Source organism: Burkholderia sp. Cy-637, assembly GCF_011753175.1.
Lineage (GTDB): Bacteria > Pseudomonadota > Gammaproteobacteria > Burkholderiales > Burkholderiaceae > Burkholderia > Burkholderia gladioli.
Genome location: NZ_VWWC01000004.1, coordinates 21,949 through 40,334, shown reverse-complemented (window position 1 = coordinate 40,334; position 18,386 = coordinate 21,949). Strand labels below are relative to the sequence as shown.

The following is an 18,386-nucleotide window of genomic DNA, read 5'->3' as shown; positions in this document are numbered from 1 at the left end:
GATCATCGACGGCAGGCTGAATGGCGCCGGTAAACGCGGCCTCCATCGCGATAGCCGGGCGAACCGGTTCCGGTCGCGGCCCGCGCGAACCCGCGCGTCAGCACTGGCACCGATGGAAGCGGTTCCGCCCCGCCCCTACAATGCGCCATGGACATTCGTTACGTGCAGAGCTTCGTCGCGGTGCTGGAATGCGGTTCGATCGCCGAGGCCGCGCGCCGGCTCGACCTGACCGCAACGGCGGTGTCGGCGCGCATCCATTCGCTGGAGGAAGCGCTCGGCGCGCAACTGGTGCGCCGCTCGGGCCGGCGCGTGGTGCCGACCGCCGAGGGCCTGAAGATCATCGACAGCGCGCATGCGGTGCTGCGCTCGGTGCGCGACATGCAGGCGGTCGCGCAGGACGGCCGCACCGAGCTCGGCGAACTGCGCGTGGGCGTGTTCGTCTCGGCGATGGTCAGCCTGCTGCCTTCGCTGCTGCAGCGTGTCTACGCGGCTTATCCGGGCTTCCGGATCTTCGTCGAACCCGGCGCCTCGGTGGAGTTGTGCAGGAAGGTGGGCACGGGGGAGCTGGATATCGCGATCGTCGTCGAGCCGCAGTTCACCATCCCCAAGACCTGCGAATGGCGCATTCTCACCGAGGAACCGCTGGTGGTGGTTGCGCCCGCAAGCATGGCGGGGCGCGACGCGCACGAGCTGCTGCGCGCCGAGCCCTTCATCCGCTACGACCGCAGCGTGCTCGGCGGCCAACTGGTCGAGCGCTACCTGCGCGACCACGACCTGCATCCGAGGCAGCGCCTGGAGATCGACGGCCTGCTGGCGATCGCGGCGCTGGTCGACAAGGGGCTCGGCGTGTCGCTGCTGCCGGACTGGCCCTCGCTGTGGACCAGCGGCCTGGCGATCGCGCGGATCGCCCTGCCCGATCGCGCGCCGGTCAGGCGCATCGGCATGATCATCGCGCGACACACGCCGCGCCTGCCGCTCGCGCAGGCCTTCGCGCACGAAGCGGCCGAGTTGTTCAGTCCCGAACGCGACGGCGGTGACTGAGCCGTCGACATCGACACGCGCGCATCACACCGGCGTCAGCGGCGCCTCCCCCGCCAGCACGCGATGCACGTTGTCGAGCATCAGCCGCAGCATGGTGCGGCGCGTCTCGTGCGTGGCCGAACCCGCATGCGGCGCCAGCACCACGTTGGGCATCGACATCAGCGGCGAATCCGCCAGCGGCTCGGCCTCGAACACGTCGAGCGCCGCGCCGCGTATCGTGCCGCGCGCCAGGGCGCGGGCCAGCGCGGCCTCGTCGACCACCGAGCCGCGCGAGACGTTGACGAGATAACCCACGGGGCCGAGGCTCTCCAGCACGTCGGCATCGATCATGCGATGCGTGGCCGCGCCGCCGGGGCAACTGACGATCAGGATCTCGGCGTGCCGCGCCAGCGCCGCCGCCTCGCGAAAGTGGAGATAAGGCACCGGCTTCGGCTCGCGGCCGCAATAGGCGAGTTCGACGCCGAACGGCGCGAGCCGCTTCGCGATCTCGGCGCCGATGCGCCCGAGCCCGACGATGCCGACGCGCTTGCCGGCCAGCCCCGTGGTCAGGGGATAGGCCGCGCGCGTCCAGTCGGAGGAGCGCACGTGGCGGTCCATCGCCGGAATCTCGCGCAGCAGCGCCAGCAGCAGGCCGACCGCCAGCTCCGCGACGGCCGCGTCGAGCACGCCCGGCGTATTGCTGACCACCACGCCGTGCTCGCGCGCCGCCGCCAGCGGAATCGCGTCGTAGCCGACGCCCGAGGTGGCGATGATGCGCAGCGCCGGCAGACGCTCGAGCCAGGCCGGCGCGACGGGATACTGGCTGCGCGTGACGATCGCGCGGATCCGGCCGGCGAGCGCCGCGTCGTGCGCCAGGTCCGCCTCGACGTGGCATTGCAGCTCGGCGTCGATCGCCTGCTGCAGCTCGGCCGGGAATTCGCCGATCCGCAGCACATGGGGACGTTCCGGCCGGCTCATCGCGGGTCGCGCTCCTTGGCCCCGGCCTGCAGGCTCGCGGCGCGCAGGAAATCGAAGTCGACGCCTTCGTCGGCCTGCGTGACCGTCTGCAGGAACAGCTTGCGATAACCGCGCTCGGCGCTCGGCCGCTCGATCGGCGTCTCGGCCGCGCGCCGCGCGAGTTCCTGGTCGGATACCAGCACCGACACTTCGCGCCGCGCCACGCTCAGGCGGATCCGATCGCCGTTGCGCACATGGGCCAGCGGGCCGCCGATCGCCGATTCGGGCGTCACGTGCAGCACGATGGTGCCGAACGCGGTGCCGCTCATGCGGCCGTCCGAGATCCGCACCATGTCCTTCACGCCGGCCCGCGCGAGCTTGCGCGGGATCGGGATGTAGCCGGCCTCGGGCATGCCCGGCGCGCCCAGCGGCCCGATCCGCTTGAGCACCAGCACGTCGTCGGCGCTCACGTCGAGCGCCTCGTCGTCGATCCGCGCCACCAGGTCCTCGATGCTCTCGAACACCACCGCGCGCCCTTCGTGCTCCATCAGCCGCGGATCGGCGGCCGACTGCTTGATGATCGCGCCGCCCGGCGCGAGGTTGCCGCGCAGCACCGCCAGCCCGCCCTGCGGATAGATCGGCCGCGCGAAGGGGCGCACCACCTCCTGCTCGAAGCCGGCGCCGCTCGCCTCGATCCGCTCGCCGAGCGTCTCGCCGGTCACCGTCAGCGCATCGAGGTGCAGCAGCGGCTTGAGCTCGCGCAGCAGGGTGGCCACGCCGCCGGCCTTGTGGAAGTCCTCCATGTAGTGCTGCCCGGTGGGCTTGAGGTCGAGCAGCACCGGCGTCTCGCGGCCCATGCCGTCGAGCGCGTCCAGGTCGATGCGATGGCCGAGGCGCCCGGCGATCGCGGCCAGGTGCACGATCGCATTGGTCGAGCCGCCGATCGCCAGCAGCACGCGCAGCGCGTTGTCGAAGGCCTTCGGCGTCAGCACGCGGTCGATGGTGAGCCGCTCGGCCGCCAGCTTCACGGCCGCCGTGCCGGTTTCCTCGGCCGCGCGGATCCGGTCGGCGGTCACCGCGGGCGGCGTGGCCGCGCCGGGCACCGTCATGCCGAGCGCCTCGGCGATGCAGGCCATGGTGCTGGCGGTGCCCATCACCGAGCAGGTGCCCACGCTCGCCACCAACTGGTTGTTGACGTCGGCCACCTCCGGCTCGTCGATCTCGCTGGCGCGGAACTTCGCCCAGTAGCGACGGCAATCGGTGCAGGCGCCCACCCGCTCGCCGCGATGCGAGCCGGTCAGCATCGCGCCCGTCACCAGCTGGATCGCCGGGATCCCGGCCGAGGCGGCGCCCATCAGTTGCGCGGGCACGGTCTTGTCGCAGCCGCCGATCAGCACCACCGCGTCCATCGGCTGCGCGCGGATCATCTCCTCGGTGTCCATCGACATCAGGTTGCGCAGGTACATCGAGGTCGGCGAGGCGAAGCTCTCGTGGATCGAGATGGTCGGGAAGTCGACCGGCAGGCCGCCGGCCAGCATCACGCCGCGCTTCACCGCCTCGATCAGCTGGGGCATGTTGCCGTGGCAGGCATTGAAGCCGCTGCCGGTGTTGACGATGCCGATCACGGGACGGTCGAGCGCCTGGTCGGTATAGCCCGCGCCCTTGATGAAGGCCTTGCGCAGGAACAGCGAAAAACCGGCGTCGCCGTATGAGGTGAGGCCGCGCTTCATGCCGGTGGCTTCGTCGTCGCCTGGGTTGCGCTTCGTCTGCTCGGAGGATCGATCGTCCATCATGTGTTCCTTGCTGGTGTCGCTGGTGTTGCCTGTGGCGCGGGCCTCGAAGGGCTCGCGCCTCCTTTGGAGTGCTGCGTGTTTCGTCTCGCGCGCTCAGGCCCGCTGCGCGGGCGCCACGCCCGGCATCGCGAAGCCGGCCGCGTCGAGCTCGGCCTGCAACTGCGCGGCGGCCGCTGCGTCGAGGGCCGTCAGGGGCGGGCGCACGATGCGCCAGCGCTCGGCGCCGCGCCGGTGCGCGAGCGTGGCCTTCATCGCCGGAATCATCGGCCGCGACTGGAAGATCTGGCGGATCGCCGTCACCGCCTGTTGCTGCGCCTGCGCCTCGGCACCGCCATCGCCGCCCAGCGCGCAGAGCCGCGCGATGGCGGCCGGATTCAGGTTGGCGGTCGCGCTGATGCAGCCCGCGCCGCCGATCGGCAGCGCCGCGCCGAGCAGGGCCTCGCTGGCCGGGAAGATATCCAGGCCGTCGGCCGCGAAGCGCTCGATCATCGCGCGCGTGTTGTCCCAGTCGCCCGAGGAATCCTTCACGCCGGCGATCGTGTTCGGGTAGCGGCGCAGCAGCCGCTCGATCAGCGCCAGCGTGATCGGCACGCCCGACAGCGCGGGGATGTGATAGAGGTACAGCGCGAGCCGCGCGTCGCCTACCCGCTCGATCACCTCCGAGTAGTAGGCGAACAGGCCGTCCTCGCCGAGCGGCTTGTAGAAGAACGGCGGCAGCATCAGCACGCCGGCCGCGCCGGCCCGCACCGCGTGCCGCGTGAGCCGCACCGTGTCGGGCAGGGCCGAGGTGCCGGTGCCCGGCATCATCCGCGCGGCGGGCACGCCGGCCGCGAGCAGCGCCTCGGTCAGCTCGATGCGCTCGCCCACCGACAGCGAGTTCGCCTCCGAATTGGTGCCGAAGATCGCCAGGCCCGCGCCGCTCGCGACGAGCCAGCGGCAGTGTTCGACGAAGGCCTCGGCGTCGGGCGCGAGATCCTCGCGAAACGGCGTGAGCACGGGCGCGAGGACGCCGCGCAGGCGAGGGAGGGAAGAAGCGTTCATGCCTGGATTTCCTGGAGATCGGGAACGGGGCCGGCGCGGCGCGGCTGGCGCGATGCTTTCATCGGTTGACGATCCGCGCGGGCAGGAAGACGACGATCAGCAGCGCGGACAGCGTCAGCGTGCCGGCCACCAGATAGAGGCCCGAGGACAGCGTGTGGGTCTGCGTCTTGAGCCAGCCGATCGCGGCGGGGCTGACGAAGCCGGCCAGGTTGCCGGTCGAGTTGATCAACGCGATGCCGGCGGCGGCGCCCGTGCCGCCGAGGAACGAGGTGGGCAGCGCCCAGAACATCGGCAGCGCGCAGATCACGCCGACCGTGGCCAGCGTCAGGCCGATCATCGCCAGCATCAGCGAATTGCCGCCGAACGCGCACAGGCAGAAGCCGGCGGCGGCCAGCAGCGCCGGCGCGCCGACGTGCCAGCGGCGCTCGCGGGTGCGATCGGCGTGGCGGCCCACCAGCAGCATCGCCACCAGCGCGCAGGCATAGGGGATCACGGTCAGCAGCCCGACCATGAACGGGTCGGCCACGCCCGAATTGCGGATGATGGTGGGCTGCCAGAAACCGATCGCGTAGGAGCCCATCACGATCCCGAACAGGATCAGGCACAGCAGCCAGACGCGCGCCGAGCCGAATACCGCGCCAACCGAGCCGTGCGTGCGCACGGCGGCATCGCTGCCCACCTCGTCGGCGATCACGGCCTTCTCGTGCTCGCTGAGCCACTTGGACTGCTCGACGCGATCGTCGAGGAAGAAATAGATCACCACGCCCAGCACGACCGCCGGCAGCGCCTCCACCACGAACAGCCACTGCCAGCCGGCATGGCCGGCCGCGCCGTTGAAGGCATGCATGATGTAGCCCGACAGCGGCCCGCCGACGATGCCCGACACGGGATTGCCGGCCATCAGCACGGCCACCATCTTGCCGCGCCGGTGCGAGGGGAACCAGTAGGTCAGGTAGAGGATCATGCCGGGGAAGAAGCCGGCCTCGGCCACGCCGAGCAGGAAGCGCACCACGTAGAACATGGTGGGCGTGGTGACCCAGGCCGTCACCAGCGAGAGCACCGCCCAGCTCACCATGATCCGCGCGATCCAGCGGCGCGCGCCGAGCCGGTGCAGCAGCAGGTTGCTGGGCACCTCGAAGAAGAAGTAGCCGACGAAGAACAGGCCCGCGCCGAAGCCGTACACCGCCTCGCTGAAATGCAGGTCGCCGAGCATCTGCAGCTTCGCGAAGCCGACGTTGACGCGATCGAGGTAGGCGACCACGTAGCAGATGAACAGCAGCGGCATGAAGCGCCAGGCTGCCCGCCGGAAGGTCGCGTCGGCGGACGGCCGGGCCGCCCCCAGGGGTATCGCGGGGTGAGTCGACATTCGCTTGTCTCCGTGTGCCGGCGCGCGCCCGGACGAGGCGCGCCGTCTTGCGAGCGCGTCTCTGGCGGACGCGCTTCGTCGGTACCTGGATCGGCTCAGGTACGGTCCGCCGGAGCGTGCTGCGGGAATCGCTTGGTTTCCGGCGTTGCAGCGAGTATTGCAAGCTTCACCAGGCCGAAAAAGCAGGGATTGCGTCGTTCAGACCTCAAAATTTTTTCTGTTTGGCGTCGAGGCTCGGAACGTGGACTTCGTGGTTTCGAGGGGAAATGGCACGGCTCGCTCGAGTCAATCGGCCAACTTGACGAATCCAGAACAAGCACATCGCAGCTGTCCACTGTCCATGGACCGTGGACAGCTGCGCAACATCGCGATCGGAATCCGGCTCAGCCCTCCGCCCCCATCTCCAACACCTCCCCCAGCTCCCGCTCGATCGCGCGGCACCCGCGCTCGCGCCATTGCGCGCTCGAGATCTTCCCCGTCACCGCCCCGACGAAACGCGTGCCGGCCGCCGCCGCGGCCTGCTGGTCGGCCGTGTGATCGCCGACGTAGATCGCCTCGTCGGCCTTCACGCCGAGCAGGTCCAGCGCTTTGAGCAAGCCTTCGGGATCGGGCTTGTGCCGGCCGACATCCTCGTGGCCGACGATCACCGTCACCAGCTGGGCGAGATCGAGATGGCGCAGGATCTGCTCGATCCGGTAGCGGTACTTGGTCGAGACGATCGCGACCGGGATCCGCCGCGCATGCAGCTCGGCCAGCAGCGCGACCGCGTCCGGGTAGAAGCGCGTCATGCCCACCATCACCCGGTCGGCATGCGCGACGAAGCGGCTCCGGTAGCTGGCGGCCAGCGCCGCATCCTGGTTGCCGGTCAGGAAGGCGAAGGTCTGCTCGAGCGTCAGCCCGATCGAGTCCTCGATGCGCTCGCGCGGGGGCACCGCCTGCCCCATGTCGGTCAGCGCCGCCGCGGCGCAGAAACAGATCGCATCGCTCGAATCGGCGAGCGTCAGGTCGAAGTCGAACAGGTAGGCGCGGGGAGAAAAGGACATGGTCGGGCCGGGCAAAAAGGGCTTTCGATCATAACGGATCGCACCGCGCGACGCCGCTTCGCGTCGTCCCCGCCAAGCTCGGGCACGGCGCCGACGCGGCGCGCGTTTGTCGCCTACAATGCCCCGAGCTTCGCCGCCTCGCGCCCGCTCCGGGCGCGCCGGTTTCATCCATCCACGCCCCGTCGCCTCACAGGTATGACCCAGCCCACCCCCGCCCCGCTGTCGCGCAGTACCGATCCCGAATTCTTCGCCCTCCTGGCCGACAGCTATCGCCGCCTGCTCGGCAAGCCGCTGGTGCCCGACAGCGTGCCCGCCGAGGCGCGCGCGGCCTGGCTCTACGAAAGCGCCCCATTCGGCATCCTCGCGCACAACACCGAGGCCGATCCGGTGTTCGTCTACGGCAACCGGCGCGCGCAGGCCATCTTCGGCTACGACTGGCAGGAGCTGACCTCGCTGCCCTCGCGCCTGTCGGCCGAGGCGCCCGAGCGCAGCGAGCGCCAGGCCTTCCTCGATCAGGTGGGCGCGCACGGTTATGTCGACAACTATCGCGGCATCCGCATCGCCAAGTCGGGCGAGCGCTTCTGGATCGAGGGCGTGACGGTCTGGCAACTGAGCGATGCCGACGGCACCTGGCGCGGGCAGGCCGCGCTGCTGCCGAACGTGACGCCGATCGAGGCCGCGCGCTGAACCTCGCCCGGCGCCGCCGGGCCGCCTGTCGATCGACGGAATAAGCACGCCCCGCCGGGCGTTCTGCCTCTGAACGGAGCGTCATCCCCGACGTCTCCCCCGCTTCGGAGCGCAGTTTCATGGACCCTACGCGCAGCACCGCCCGCCGCCGGCTCGCCGGCGCCCTGCTCGGCGCCTGCCTGGCCGGCACGATGGCCCTGCTCGCCAGCCTGCCGGCCGGCGCCGAGCCGGCCCCCCACCTGAGCGACGTCGAGCGCAATTACCGCCGCCTGCTGGAGGTGCTGCAGCACAGCCCCGCGGCGCTGTCCGACCCTGCCCAGCGCACCGAGCTCACGCGCGCCTCGGCGCTGTTCCTCGCCGCGCTCAAGCGCGACGGCAGCGCCCGCGACGCGCTGGTCACCGACACCCGCAACATCGTCGCCTCGCTCGGCGACGGCAGCTTCAGCGCGGCCGGCAGCATTCGCGCGCTGCAACGCGACGCGGCCGCCGGCAACGCGCTGCAATCGGGCCCCTGGGACCCGAGCACGCTGCCCGGCGCGTCGATCGCGGCGCCGATCGGCATCAACCTGGTGCAGAAGCACGAGGGCGACTGCGTCGGCATCTCGGTGGTCAAGGCCTTCTCGACCACGCCGACCGGCAAGGACATCCTGCATCGCGCCGTGCGCCAGCTCGGCCGCGACCGCTACAGCGTCAGCCTGCCCGGCGATCCGTCGCGCACCTACACGCTCGCAGCCGACAGCCTCGACCAATACGGCACCGGCGATCCGGCGGCGGCCGCCATCGTCGGCGCGATGTTCCAGTATTTCCATCTCGACCCGGCCAAGGGCTCGCTGCCGACCAACAAGGTGATGGCGGTGCTGGCCGGCGGCTACGGCACGCATGCGCGCCTGGCCGATCGCGACAGCAGCAGCCAGGACATCGTCGGCTTCCTCGGCCAGCACGCCGACGAGCTCGGCTCGCGCGTGGCGATGGTGTTCGGCGGCAAGCCCGACCGGCACGGCGACTGGTCCAAGGGCGACGGCCATGCCTTCGCGGTGATCCGCGTCGACGTGCCCGGCAACATGGTCTATTACACCAACCCGTGGAACGAGTCGGTGGTCAGGAAGATCGCGCTGTCCGATCTCGCCAGCCAGGCGGCAGGCACCTCGGCCGACTTCGAGTTCGTGCGCTTCTAGGCCGGCGCGACGGCTTCAGACACGGGCTTCAGACCCAGGCTTCACACAGGCTTCAGAGCGAGCCCGGCCGCCGGTCCGGGATTTCAGTGCCGAAGGCGTGCCGCGCCTTCGGCTTTTTTTCGTCGGCGTCGCGGCGAGATCGAACGTCGAACGCCCGACCTCGCTCAGGCGGCGGCCCGCTCCCGCACGCGATAGACGCAGCGCCGCGCGCCTGCCGGCACATGCTCGACGCGCTCGATCGAGGCCGCGTCGCCGAGCATCTCGCGAAAGATCTCCAGCTCCGAGCGGCAGAACCCCTGGCAGGCGGTGGCCGCCGCGCAGATCGGACAATGGTTTTCGATCAGCAGCCAGCCGTCGCCGTCCTCGGCGCGCGCCCATTCCGCGAAATACCCCTCGCGATCGCGCAGCTCGGCCAGCTTCGCGAGGCGCGCCTCGAGCCCGGTCACGCCCGCCAGCGCGCGCGCATAACTCTCACGCGTCTCGGCCTCGCGCGCGCGGATCAGCAGGTCGAGCGTGGGCTCGCCCAGCGTGCCGCGGATGATGCGGATCAGGTCGACCGTCATGTCCGCATGCGCGTCGGGGAAATGCCCGTGCCCGAGCGCCGTGAGCCGCCAGACCCGCGCCGGCCGCCCGACGCCCTGCGGCACGTTCTCGGCCGCCACCAGGCCCTCCGCCTCCAGCTTCTTCAACTGCTGACGCGCGGCCTCCGAGGTGGTGCCGAGGCAGGCGCCCAACTCGGCCGATTGCTGCGGGCCGCGGCGTTTCAATACGTTCAGCACGCGCTCGGAAACAGGCAGCGCGGACTGCGGAAAGGATTCGTCCATCGATCGCTTGTCAATCAGGGGGCTTGTTCAAAGCAGGGAAACAATCGGAGCCAGCGCAATATTCACCCGAATAAAACAAGGGAATTCTTGACTAACTGGCCCACCAAGGCAAATCATGTGCGCGATTCTTACAAAATGCCTGGGAGATTGTCATGCCCCGTTCCCTTCTATTTCCGGTTCTCCACCGTCCAGCCCGGCGGGCCGCGAGATGAGCCCGGCCACCACCACCTCCTCCTGGGGCGAGCTGCTGTCCGGCCGCAACGGCCTGCGCTCGATCGCGCTGGCCGGCGGCGTCGCGCTGCACGCGATCAACATCTACCTCGCCACCACCATCCTGCCTTCGGTCGTGCACGAGATCGGCGGCCTCGAGTACTACGCCTGGAACACCACGCTGTTCATGGCGGCCTCGATCGTCGGCGCGCCCTTGTCGACCAACCTGCTGGCCCGGGTCGGGCCGCGCGCCGCCTACCTGGTCGCGCTGGCGGTGTTCTGCGCCGGCACGCTGGCCTGCGCGGCCGCGCGCGACATGCCCTGGATGCTGGCCGGGCGCGTGGCGCAGGGTTTCGGCGGCGGGATCCTGGTCGCGCTCAGCTACGCGCTGATCCGCATCGTGTTCGCGCCGCGGCTCTGGTCGCGCGGCATGGGCATGGTGTCGGGCATGTGGGGCATCGCCACGCTCTGCGGCCCGGCGATCGGCGGCCTGTTCGCCGAATCGGGCCACTGGCGGCTGGCCTTCCTCGCCCTGCTGCCGATCGCGGCCCTGCTGGCCCTGATCGTGATCGCGCAACTGCCGGCACGACAGACGCAACGCGTCCCGGCCGCGCCCGCCGCGCTCGGCCGGATCCTGCTGCTGGCCGCCTCGGTGCTGGTGGTGTCGGTGGCGAGCCTGTCGCGCAGCGCCGCGGCGAACGTGGCCGGCATCGCCGTCGGCGTCGCGCTCACGCTCTGGATCGCGCGCCTGGAGCGCGACCCGCGCGTGAGACTGCTGCCGAGCGGCGCCTATTCGCTGCGCCAGCCGCTCGGCGCGATCTACGCCTGCATGAGCCTGCTCGGGATCGGCGTGACCACCGAGATCTTCGTGCCGTATTTCCTGCAGACGATCCATGCCCAGCCGCCGCTGCTGGCCGGCTACCTGAGCGCCCTGATGGCGGCCGGCTGGTCGATCGGCTCGCTGGTCGGCTCGGGCCGCGGCCCGCGCGCGGCGCGTGTGCTGATGCGCGGCGGGCCGGTGCTGGTCGCGCTGGCCTTGCTCGCGCTCGCGCTGCTGATGCCGGTGCCGGGCCTGCTGGCCGCCGGCGCGGGCATGGCGGCGCTGTGCGGCGCGCTGGTGGCGGTCGGGCTCGGCGTCGGGATGGGCTGGCCGCATCTGCTCACCCAGGTGCTGACGCGCGCGCCCGCCGGCCAGGAAGACCTCGCTTCCGCCTCGCTCACCACGGTCCAGCTTTACGCGACGGCGATCGGCTCGGCGCTGGCCGGGCTGGTCGCGAATCTCGGCGGCTTCACCGAGCCGGGTGGCCTGGACGGCGCGCGGCAGGCGGCCGCCTGGCTGTTCGCGGTATTCGCGATCGCGCCGCTGCTGGCCGCGATCCTGGTGCGACGCGTATCGGGGGCGCCGCCGGCGGCAACGGCCGCGCCCGTGGCGGCAGCCTCGAAGTCGACCGAGGACGCCTAGGTCGAGGCCGGCGACGAGGGCGCCGGCGCTGCCGCCGTGGGCACTGCCGCACCGGCGGACGATGACGCAGCAGCAGCAGCAGGCGCCACCGCACTGGTGGATGATGGCGCAGCCGCCACCGCGGGCACCGCCGCACCGGCGGACGATGGCGCAGCAGCAGCCGTGGGCACCGCCGCACCGGCAGACGACGGCGCAGCAGCTACCGCCGCGGGCGCCACCGCACCGGCGGACGACGGCGCCGCCATCGCCGCAGCCGGTGCAACGGCAGCGGCAGCCACCGCGCCACCACCGAGAGCCATGAGGGCAGCAGCGGCAGGATTCGCAACGGGGGCCGGCGGCGCCACCGCCGCCCCGGCAGTCACCGCCGCCGGATACGCCGGCCGCATCGCGATTGCCAGCGGAAACCCGCTGACCTCGTGCATGCCGTGATCCACATAGACCTGGTCCGGTTCGCTCGACGGCTGCGCGTTGGTGATCAGCCCCGAGCGCGCATAAACGCCGCTACCCACGCCGTGGAACGGCCCCGGCGGCACGCGCGGGAAGCCGAGCTGCTGCGCCGTGTAGAGGAAGTCGCTGACGTTGGTGTCGCCGATCGGCGAGCCGGCTCGCTCGGAGAACTTCGCGTCCCAGATCGCGGTGACCTGCCCGAAGGCCGGCGTCGCATCGCCGGTCTTTTCCGTGATCGAGATATCGGGCGCGCGCAGCTTGCCGTAGCGGTCGCTGATCTTGATGCCGGGGTTGAGATCGTATTCGTGCGCGCCGCCGGCCTTCGGCGTGATCCTCGCGTAGGAAAAATTGCACTTGAGCGCCGGCCTCTTGGGCCACACCGCCTTCTTCTTGCGCGTTACCACCTCGAGTTCGTGACCGACCTCGAGCTCGGCGCACAGGTTCAGGAAACACAGGAATTCGAAGACATAGGAATCCTGGTCCGTGTCCACCGCCGCGTGGGTGCTCCAGACAGCGGCATCCGCGAGCGTGTGTTTGACGGCGCGCAGGCGTTTCAGCAGATCGATTCGTTTCATCGTGCGGCGAAGGTCCGTTCGAAGCTCAGTTCGCTGGTGCGATTGCCGTCGCTGGAGACGAAGGCCATCAGTTGCGCGAGAAAACCGCCGTCGACCGGGCCGAGGTCGATGTCGAGATAGCTCGGCGGCAGCCGCTGCAGATCGTCCAGCGACTCGAGCACGATCCGGTTAGGGTTCGCGGCGTCATCGGGCAGCGGCTCGAGCTCGGCGAACAACGCCTCGAAGGCGCGCAACTGGCGGCCCGCCGATGCGCTGCCGCGCGTGTCCTCGTCGGCGAAATGCACGGCGTCGAAGGTGCCGATGCGCTCGGCGGCGCCCAGTTCCCGCCACTGCGCGGCGGCCTCCACCAGCATCTCGCCGACCGGCAGGATGCGCGCCTCCACGAAGCCGATCAGCCGTTCGAGCCGCGCCCGGTAGCTGGCCTGCCGGGACGGGTTCAATGCCTCGCGATGGTCGAACTCGATGCGCGTGCGCGCCGGCAAGGCGTAATAGAGCGAATAGAAGGCCGTGCGCGAGACGAAGATGCGATTGTTGAGCAGCACGTCGGCGTCGACCTGGGGAATCTCGCGGAACGGAAAACGGAAATGCCGTTCCGGTGCCTCCAGGCGCTTGACGAAGCTGAGGCTGTAGAGGAAATCGTCGAGTTCGAGCGGATGATCGAGCCCCAGCTTGCGCCCGAGTTCGAAGCGATAGCGATAGACCTTGGCCTCATCCTCGATCGGCAACTGATAGCCCAGCGCGAAGTCTTCCGGCAGCTCCGGCGCCGCGTCGCGCTCCTTCATCTCCACGGCCTCGACCACATAGAGCATCGGCTCGATATGGCCCATGCCGTTGCCGAGAAACAAGGCGTCGCCGACGGCAATGCGCACGCGGCGACGCGATTCGATTCCCAAGCTGTCGTCGCCGAATCGGATCGATTCGGCCTTCCCGTTGATCAGCCAGAATTTCATTGGCCCGTTGGTCGTTTGAATTGTGATGGTTCCTGCCTCGAACCCCGGGCCGCGCCTTCAATCTCGGCCGTCCCATGGTTCCCCCGTGGGACGGCATCATACAGCGGCGGCGCGCGCTTGGCCCAAGCCGGCACGCGCCCGCCGCCCGCCCTCAGGCGCCGAACGCCGCCTTGGCCAGCAAGCCGGCCGCCACCAGCGTCAGCACCACGGCGAAACCCGTCTGCACATGGCGCGCCGCGAGCCGCCGCGAAGCCAGGCGCCCCGCCACCATCCCGGCCGCCGTGGTCGCGCTGAACCAGAGCGCCACCTCCACCGGCACCGGCGTGCCATGCGCGATCGTCGAGGCGATGCCGCCGGTGCCCACCAGCGCGATCACCATCAGCGAGGTGGCGACCACGCCGTGCATCGGCACGTCGGTCAGCTTGCGCAGCATCGGCACGATGATGAAGCCGCCGCCCACGCCGAGCAGGCCCGTCATCAGCCCGGTGACGGCGCCGGTGCTCGCCAGCGCGGCGGCGGTGGCCGGCGTCCAGGCCAGGCGCCCGGTGTCGGGATTCATATGGCCGACGCACAGCGGCGAATGATCGACCACCTCGGCGCGGCCGGCGCGCACCTGCCGCCAGAGCCGCGCCGCCACCACCAGCATCACCACCGCGAACAACGCCAGCAGCAGCCGCTGCGGCAGCGCCTGGGCCGCGCGCACGCCCAGCGAGGTGGCCGGCACGCCGGCGGCGGCCATCAGGAGCGCCGCGCGGTAGCGCACCAGCCGGCGCCGGAACGCTTCCAGCGCGCCGATCGCGGCGCTGCCCGCCACCGCGATCAGGGCCACCGGCGTAGCCTGCTGGATGGTCCAGCCGAGCCCGGCCACCAGGGCCGGCACCGCGAGGATGCCGCCGCCCGCGCCGGTCAGGCCGAGCACCGCGCCCACCAGCGCGCCGAGGATCAGGGCGATGGTCATCCGCGCCCTCCCGCCAGGGGATCGGATGCAGCGGCTGGAAAGCGGGACCGGCTTGGCGACAAACCGGGGAGACGAGAAAGCATGGAACGATCGGGCAAGACGGACCTCGGGGAATCGATCGCCCGCGCTGACGCGGGCACATGAACTGCGCTCCCCTACACAAGTCGCGTGCCAGATGTGCCGCGCCGTCCGGGCCTGTCGCAAGCCCTTGATTTTGTTGATCGCGCCGGGCCGCGCCGGCGCGGCCGCCGGGCGAAAACCGCCAGCCGGGCCGCATCGTGGCAGTCGATGGCAGTGCTGGCAGTCGCGCCGGCCGGGGCCTGCCGGCGCCCGTCGGCGTTTCATCGCGCTCAACGCCGCGCGCGAATCCTGTCGTTTCTGGCTGGGCATTCCCCCGTATTGACCTGCGGCCCGACTTAATGAAAATGGAAGCATTCATCCGCCAGGAGAGGCGATGCGTAGCGTTTTCATTTCCCACGATGCAAACCGCGCGACGAGCACGCCGATGGCGTGCGGCCTGTCTCCGACCTGTCCCTCCTTGCCCTTCCCCGCGTTTGCCGCGGTCGATTTTTTTTCGCACCGCAACCTGAGTGCTCCTGACGATCGCCGCGAACCGCTCGCGGCGCCGCTGTCGCGTCATGCTGCAAACGCACGTAACCGCCTCTTCGCCGCCCCGGCGATGCCGATTCGGGGCCAGATATCCGGCGTGCCCGAGAGACGCGCCTGCCTCCTCCATCCCGCGACCGCCGCCGGCGGCCGACCATAACGATTCCTACGAACGGAGCCCACGATCATGACTGCGACCACCTTCGACTCGAAGTCCGTCACCGACACCGATGGCTGGTTCATCCGCTATTGCGAGCGCGGGCGAATCTCCGACTCGGTGATCCGCGGCGGCATCAGCGCGCTGCTGTGGCAGAAGCTGCGCGCCGAGCATGTCGACGACGACGTGGCGCGCATCGACGCGCTGAACGCCTTCGTCGAGGAGCTGAACCGCGCCCCGCTGATCGCCGACGCGCAGACCACCAGCCGCGAGCTGCACGACATGCCGGCCAGCTTCTTCGAGGCCTATCTGGGCCCGCGCATGAAGCAGTCCTGCTGCTACTTCCCGCAGGGCGAGGACACGCTCGCGCATGCCGAGGACGCGATGCTCGAGTTGTACGGCGAGCGCGCGGAGCTGGTGGACGGCCAGCGCATCCTCGATATCGGCTGCGGCTGGGGCGCGCAATCGCTGTGGCTGGCCGAGCGCTATCGCCAGTCGCAGGTGGTCGGGCTCACCAGCTCGGCGCGGCAACGCGAATTCATCGAGCAGCGCGCCGCCGCGCGCGGCATCACCAACCTGAAGATCGTCATCGGGGACGTGGCCACCTATGAATTCGCCGCCGGCGACGCCGGCTTCGACCGCGTGCTGTCGATCGAGAACTTCGAGCACATGAAGAACTATCGCGCGCTGCTCGCGAAGATCTCGCACTGGATGAGCGACGACGGCAAGCTGTTCGTACACCTGTTCGCGCACCGCCTGATCGCGTATCACTTCACGGCGCAGGACGGCAACGACTGGATGTCGCGACACTTCTTCGGCGGCGGCACCATGCCCTCGGCCGACCTGCTGCTGCGCTTCCAGGATCACCTGCGCGTCGAGAAGCAATGGTGGCTCGACGGCACGCACTACCAGCGCACCGCCAACCATTGGCTGGCCTCGCTCGACGCGGCCCACGAACAACTGCTGCCGATCCTGCGCGAGACCTTCGGCGAGGACGACGCGCCGATCGTGTTCCAACGCTGGCGCATGTTCTACATGGCGGTGGCCGGGCTGTTCGGTTATCGGCACGGCCGCGAATGGGGCGTCGCGCACTACCTGTTCGACAAGCGTTCGGCCAGCGGCGCGCAGGCCTGAGCCGGCCCGCATCTCCCCTACAACGACAAAGCCGCGTGGGCCTTTCGGTCCACGCGGCTTTTTCATTGCGGGCCCGTGCATCGTGCACGGGCCCTTCCTCTTTCAACGCATCCTCGCTCAGCGCGCCGCGCCGGCGGTTGCCCGCGCATCGGCCTGGCGGCGGCGATACGCCGTGTCGCGCGTGGCCAGCCAGTAGTACAGCGGCGAGGTCAGCACCAGCCCGATCACCCAGGACAGGTCCGCGCCGTCCAGGTAACCCGGCACCGGGCCCGCGTACATCGGCGTGTTCATGAACGGGATCTGCACCAGGATGCCCACCGCGTAGGCGATCAGCGCCTGCGGGTTGAAGCGGCCGTAGATGCCGCCGTCCACGCGGAAGATCGACTGGATGTCGTAGTCGCCCTTGTGGATCACGTAGAAGTCGATCAGGTTGATCGCCGTCCAGGGCACCAGCACCACCAGCAGCGCGAGCACCAGGTCCACCAGGCTCGACACGAAGTTGGTCGACACGCCGATCGCGAAGTAGCAGCAGGCGGCCAGGATCACGATCGAGAACACGGCGCGCGCGCGGGCGGTGGGAATCCAGCGCCAGGCGAAGGTCTGGATCGAGGTGATCGAGGACAGCACCGCGCCGTACAGGTTCAGCGCGTTGTGGCTGATCACGCTGAGCAGGAACAGCACCAGCATCAGCGAACCGAACGGGCCGGTGGCCTGCTTGACGGCGTCCATCGTATCGACGCCCGGCGCCACGGCCAGCACCGCGACCGCGCCGAACACGAAGGCCAGCGACGAGCCGATGGTGCAGCCCAGGTAGGTGGCCCAGAAGGTCGAGGACACCTTCACGTCGGCCGGCAGGTAGCGCGAATAGTCGGAGACGTAGGGGGCGAAGGCGATCTGCCAGAGCGCCGAGAGCGACACGGTGGCCAGCCAGCCGGCGAAGTTGAAGCCGCCGCGCGTCAGGAAATCGGCGGTGCCGACGTGCGTGAAGATGTACCAGAAGCCCACCACGATGCCGATGCCCAGCACCCAGGTGCCGATCCGGTTGAGGATGTGGATGAAGCGGTAGCCGATGATGCCGATCAGGCCCGAGCCCAGCGCGCCGATCACGATGCCCACCGGCAGCGGCACCGCCGAGGAGATGCCGTGCAGCGACTTGCCGGCCAGCACGATATTCGAGGCGAAGAAGCCGACGTACATCACGCCGGCGATCACGGTGACCAGCAGCGCGCCCCAGGAGCCGAACTGCGCGCGGCTCTGGATCATCTGCGGGATGCCCATCTGCGGGCCCTGCGCCGAGTGCAGCGCCATCAGCACGCCGCCCACCGCCTGGCCGACGATGATCGCGACGATGCCCCACAACAGGTTCAGGTGGAAGATCTGCACGCCGAGCGCGCCGGTCACGATCGGCAGCGGCGCGATATTGCCGCCGAACCAGAGCGTGAACAGGTCGCGCACCTTGCCGTGGCGGTCCTCGGGCGGCACGTAGCCGATCGTGTGTTTCTCAATCAACGGGGACGCATTGCGCTCCGGGGTGCTCACGATGGTGTCTCCTTGCGTGCGCGGGCAACCGCGCTGGTCCGGTCCAGGGCTCGCCCGGACCCCTGCGATCATCAGCCGGCATCGCTGCCGCCACCCTGCCCCGAATCCGTTCCTGTTTCGATATCCGAATCAATTTCGAATGCGCGGCGAGCTTGGCGCCGGTGCCGCGGCAAGCCCTTCCGGGCCGGTCCGCTTTGATGTGAAGCAAATTTAGCGAAGCCGAAAAAAATTGAGAAATATCGTTTTAGTGTGTCTTGCAAAGCTTTTTGCTATGTCCAGAAGTGAAACAGTTCCGGCACGAAAGCGGTGCGCGCATGCACTGGATCGGGGGCGAGGCGGGAGGGGATGGAGACGGGCGCGGCGCGGCGCCCGGATGCGGTTTTGGCGATTTCGAGCCGGTTTTCGTGGATTTCCGCTGGAAAACACGGCTCGAATCATCGAT

Annotated in this window: 16 protein-coding genes; 6 read left to right on the top strand and 10 right to left on the bottom strand. The window is 69.8% G+C overall.

Going from position 1 to position 18,386, the window contains the following annotated elements; translation table 11 throughout:
• The first annotated feature begins 147 nt into the window (after positions 1 to 147).
• Positions 148 to 1,041 (top strand): LysR family transcriptional regulator, encoded by an 894-nt coding sequence (locus F3J10_RS02315; RefSeq protein ID WP_167240854.1) that lies wholly within the window; start codon positions 148 to 150, stop codon positions 1,039 to 1,041.
• A gap of 24 nt (positions 1,042 to 1,065) precedes the next feature.
• Here the strand turns inward: F3J10_RS02315 and F3J10_RS02310 are convergent, their stop codons facing one another.
• The 5 genes from F3J10_RS02310 to F3J10_RS02290 all read right to left on the bottom strand — a co-directional run bounded on the left by F3J10_RS02310 (position 1,066) and on the right by F3J10_RS02290 (position 7,220).
• Positions 1,066 to 1,998, bottom strand: a complete 933-nt coding sequence (locus tag F3J10_RS02310; protein WP_167240852.1) for a 2-hydroxyacid dehydrogenase — start codon at positions 1,996 to 1,998, stop codon at positions 1,066 to 1,068.
• Complete coding sequence (locus tag F3J10_RS02305; RefSeq protein WP_152554340.1) at positions 1,995 to 3,767, bottom strand: IlvD/Edd family dehydratase; 1,773 nt, start codon at positions 3,765 to 3,767, stop codon at positions 1,995 to 1,997. Before F3J10_RS02305 ends, F3J10_RS02310 begins: the two co-directional genes overlap by 4 nt.
• 96 nt (positions 3,768 to 3,863) lie before the next feature.
• Positions 3,864 to 4,811: a dihydrodipicolinate synthase family protein gene (locus F3J10_RS02300; protein WP_025097840.1), complete on the bottom strand. Its 948-nt coding sequence runs from the start codon at positions 4,809 to 4,811 to the stop codon at positions 3,864 to 3,866.
• Between the two features lie 58 nt (positions 4,812 to 4,869).
• On the bottom strand, positions 4,870 to 6,177 hold the full coding sequence (locus F3J10_RS02295; protein WP_167240850.1) for an MFS transporter: 1,308 nt from the start codon (positions 6,175 to 6,177) through the stop codon (positions 4,870 to 4,872).
• A gap of 383 nt (positions 6,178 to 6,560) precedes the next feature.
• Positions 6,561 to 7,220 (bottom strand): HAD family hydrolase, encoded by a 660-nt coding sequence (locus F3J10_RS02290; protein ID WP_167240847.1) that lies wholly within the window; start codon positions 7,218 to 7,220, stop codon positions 6,561 to 6,563.
• A 219-nt stretch (positions 7,221 to 7,439) separates the two neighbouring features.
• Here F3J10_RS02290 and F3J10_RS02285 point away from each other — a divergent pair, with 219 nt between their 5' ends.
• Positions 7,440 to 7,907: an MEKHLA domain-containing protein gene (locus tag F3J10_RS02285; protein WP_025097843.1), complete on the top strand. Its 468-nt coding sequence runs from the start codon at positions 7,440 to 7,442 to the stop codon at positions 7,905 to 7,907.
• Between the two features lie 119 nt (positions 7,908 to 8,026).
• Entirely contained in the window at positions 8,027 to 9,082 is a 1,056-nt protein-coding gene (locus tag F3J10_RS02280; RefSeq protein WP_025097844.1) for a hypothetical protein, read from the top strand.
• A gap of 164 nt (positions 9,083 to 9,246) precedes the next feature.
• On the opposite strand, the gene F3J10_RS02275 is transcribed toward F3J10_RS02280, so the two are convergent.
• Complete coding sequence (locus tag F3J10_RS02275; RefSeq protein WP_025097845.1) at positions 9,247 to 9,906, bottom strand: metalloregulator ArsR/SmtB family transcription factor; 660 nt, start codon at positions 9,904 to 9,906, stop codon at positions 9,247 to 9,249.
• 208 nt (positions 9,907 to 10,114) lie between these two features.
• Here F3J10_RS02275 and F3J10_RS02270 point away from each other — a divergent pair, with 208 nt between their 5' ends.
• A complete protein-coding gene (locus F3J10_RS02270; protein ID WP_167240845.1) occupies positions 10,115 to 11,578 on the top strand; it encodes an MFS transporter in 1,464 nt (487 codons plus the stop codon).
• On the opposite strand, the gene F3J10_RS02265 is transcribed toward F3J10_RS02270, so the two are convergent.
• From F3J10_RS02265 to F3J10_RS02255, 3 genes are all read right to left on the bottom strand, one after another.
• The gene (locus F3J10_RS02265; RefSeq protein WP_167240843.1) at positions 11,575 to 12,600 is read right to left on the bottom strand and encodes a hypothetical protein; all 1,026 of its coding nucleotides are present in this window, start codon (positions 12,598 to 12,600) and stop codon (positions 11,575 to 11,577) included. The two genes, F3J10_RS02270 and F3J10_RS02265, sit on opposite strands and share 4 nt — an antisense overlap.
• Positions 12,597 to 13,550, bottom strand: coding sequence for a hypothetical protein (locus F3J10_RS02260; protein WP_167240841.1), 954 nt, complete (start codon positions 13,548 to 13,550; stop codon positions 12,597 to 12,599). The genes F3J10_RS02265 and F3J10_RS02260 overlap by 4 nt, the downstream gene beginning before the upstream one ends.
• Before the next feature lie 151 nt (positions 13,551 to 13,701).
• Positions 13,702 to 14,508, bottom strand: a complete 807-nt coding sequence (locus F3J10_RS02255) for a sulfite exporter TauE/SafE family protein (RefSeq protein WP_166913410.1) — start codon at positions 14,506 to 14,508, stop codon at positions 13,702 to 13,704.
• A 454-nt stretch (positions 14,509 to 14,962) separates the two neighbouring features.
• On the opposite strand from F3J10_RS02255, the gene F3J10_RS02250 reads away from it, so the two are divergent.
• A complete protein-coding gene (locus tag F3J10_RS02250) occupies positions 14,963 to 15,274 on the top strand; it encodes a hypothetical protein (RefSeq protein WP_166913409.1) in 312 nt (103 codons plus the stop codon).
• A 27-nt stretch (positions 15,275 to 15,301) separates the two neighbouring features.
• Complete coding sequence (locus F3J10_RS02245; protein ID WP_025097849.1) at positions 15,302 to 16,405, top strand: class I SAM-dependent methyltransferase; 1,104 nt, start codon at positions 15,302 to 15,304, stop codon at positions 16,403 to 16,405.
• 117 nt (positions 16,406 to 16,522) lie between these two features.
• Here F3J10_RS02245 and F3J10_RS02240 read toward each other — a convergent pair whose 3' ends face one another.
• Positions 16,523 to 17,944, bottom strand: a complete 1,422-nt coding sequence (locus F3J10_RS02240; protein ID WP_088555590.1) for a cytosine permease — start codon at positions 17,942 to 17,944, stop codon at positions 16,523 to 16,525.
• Between the last annotated feature and the right edge of the window lie 442 nt (positions 17,945 to 18,386).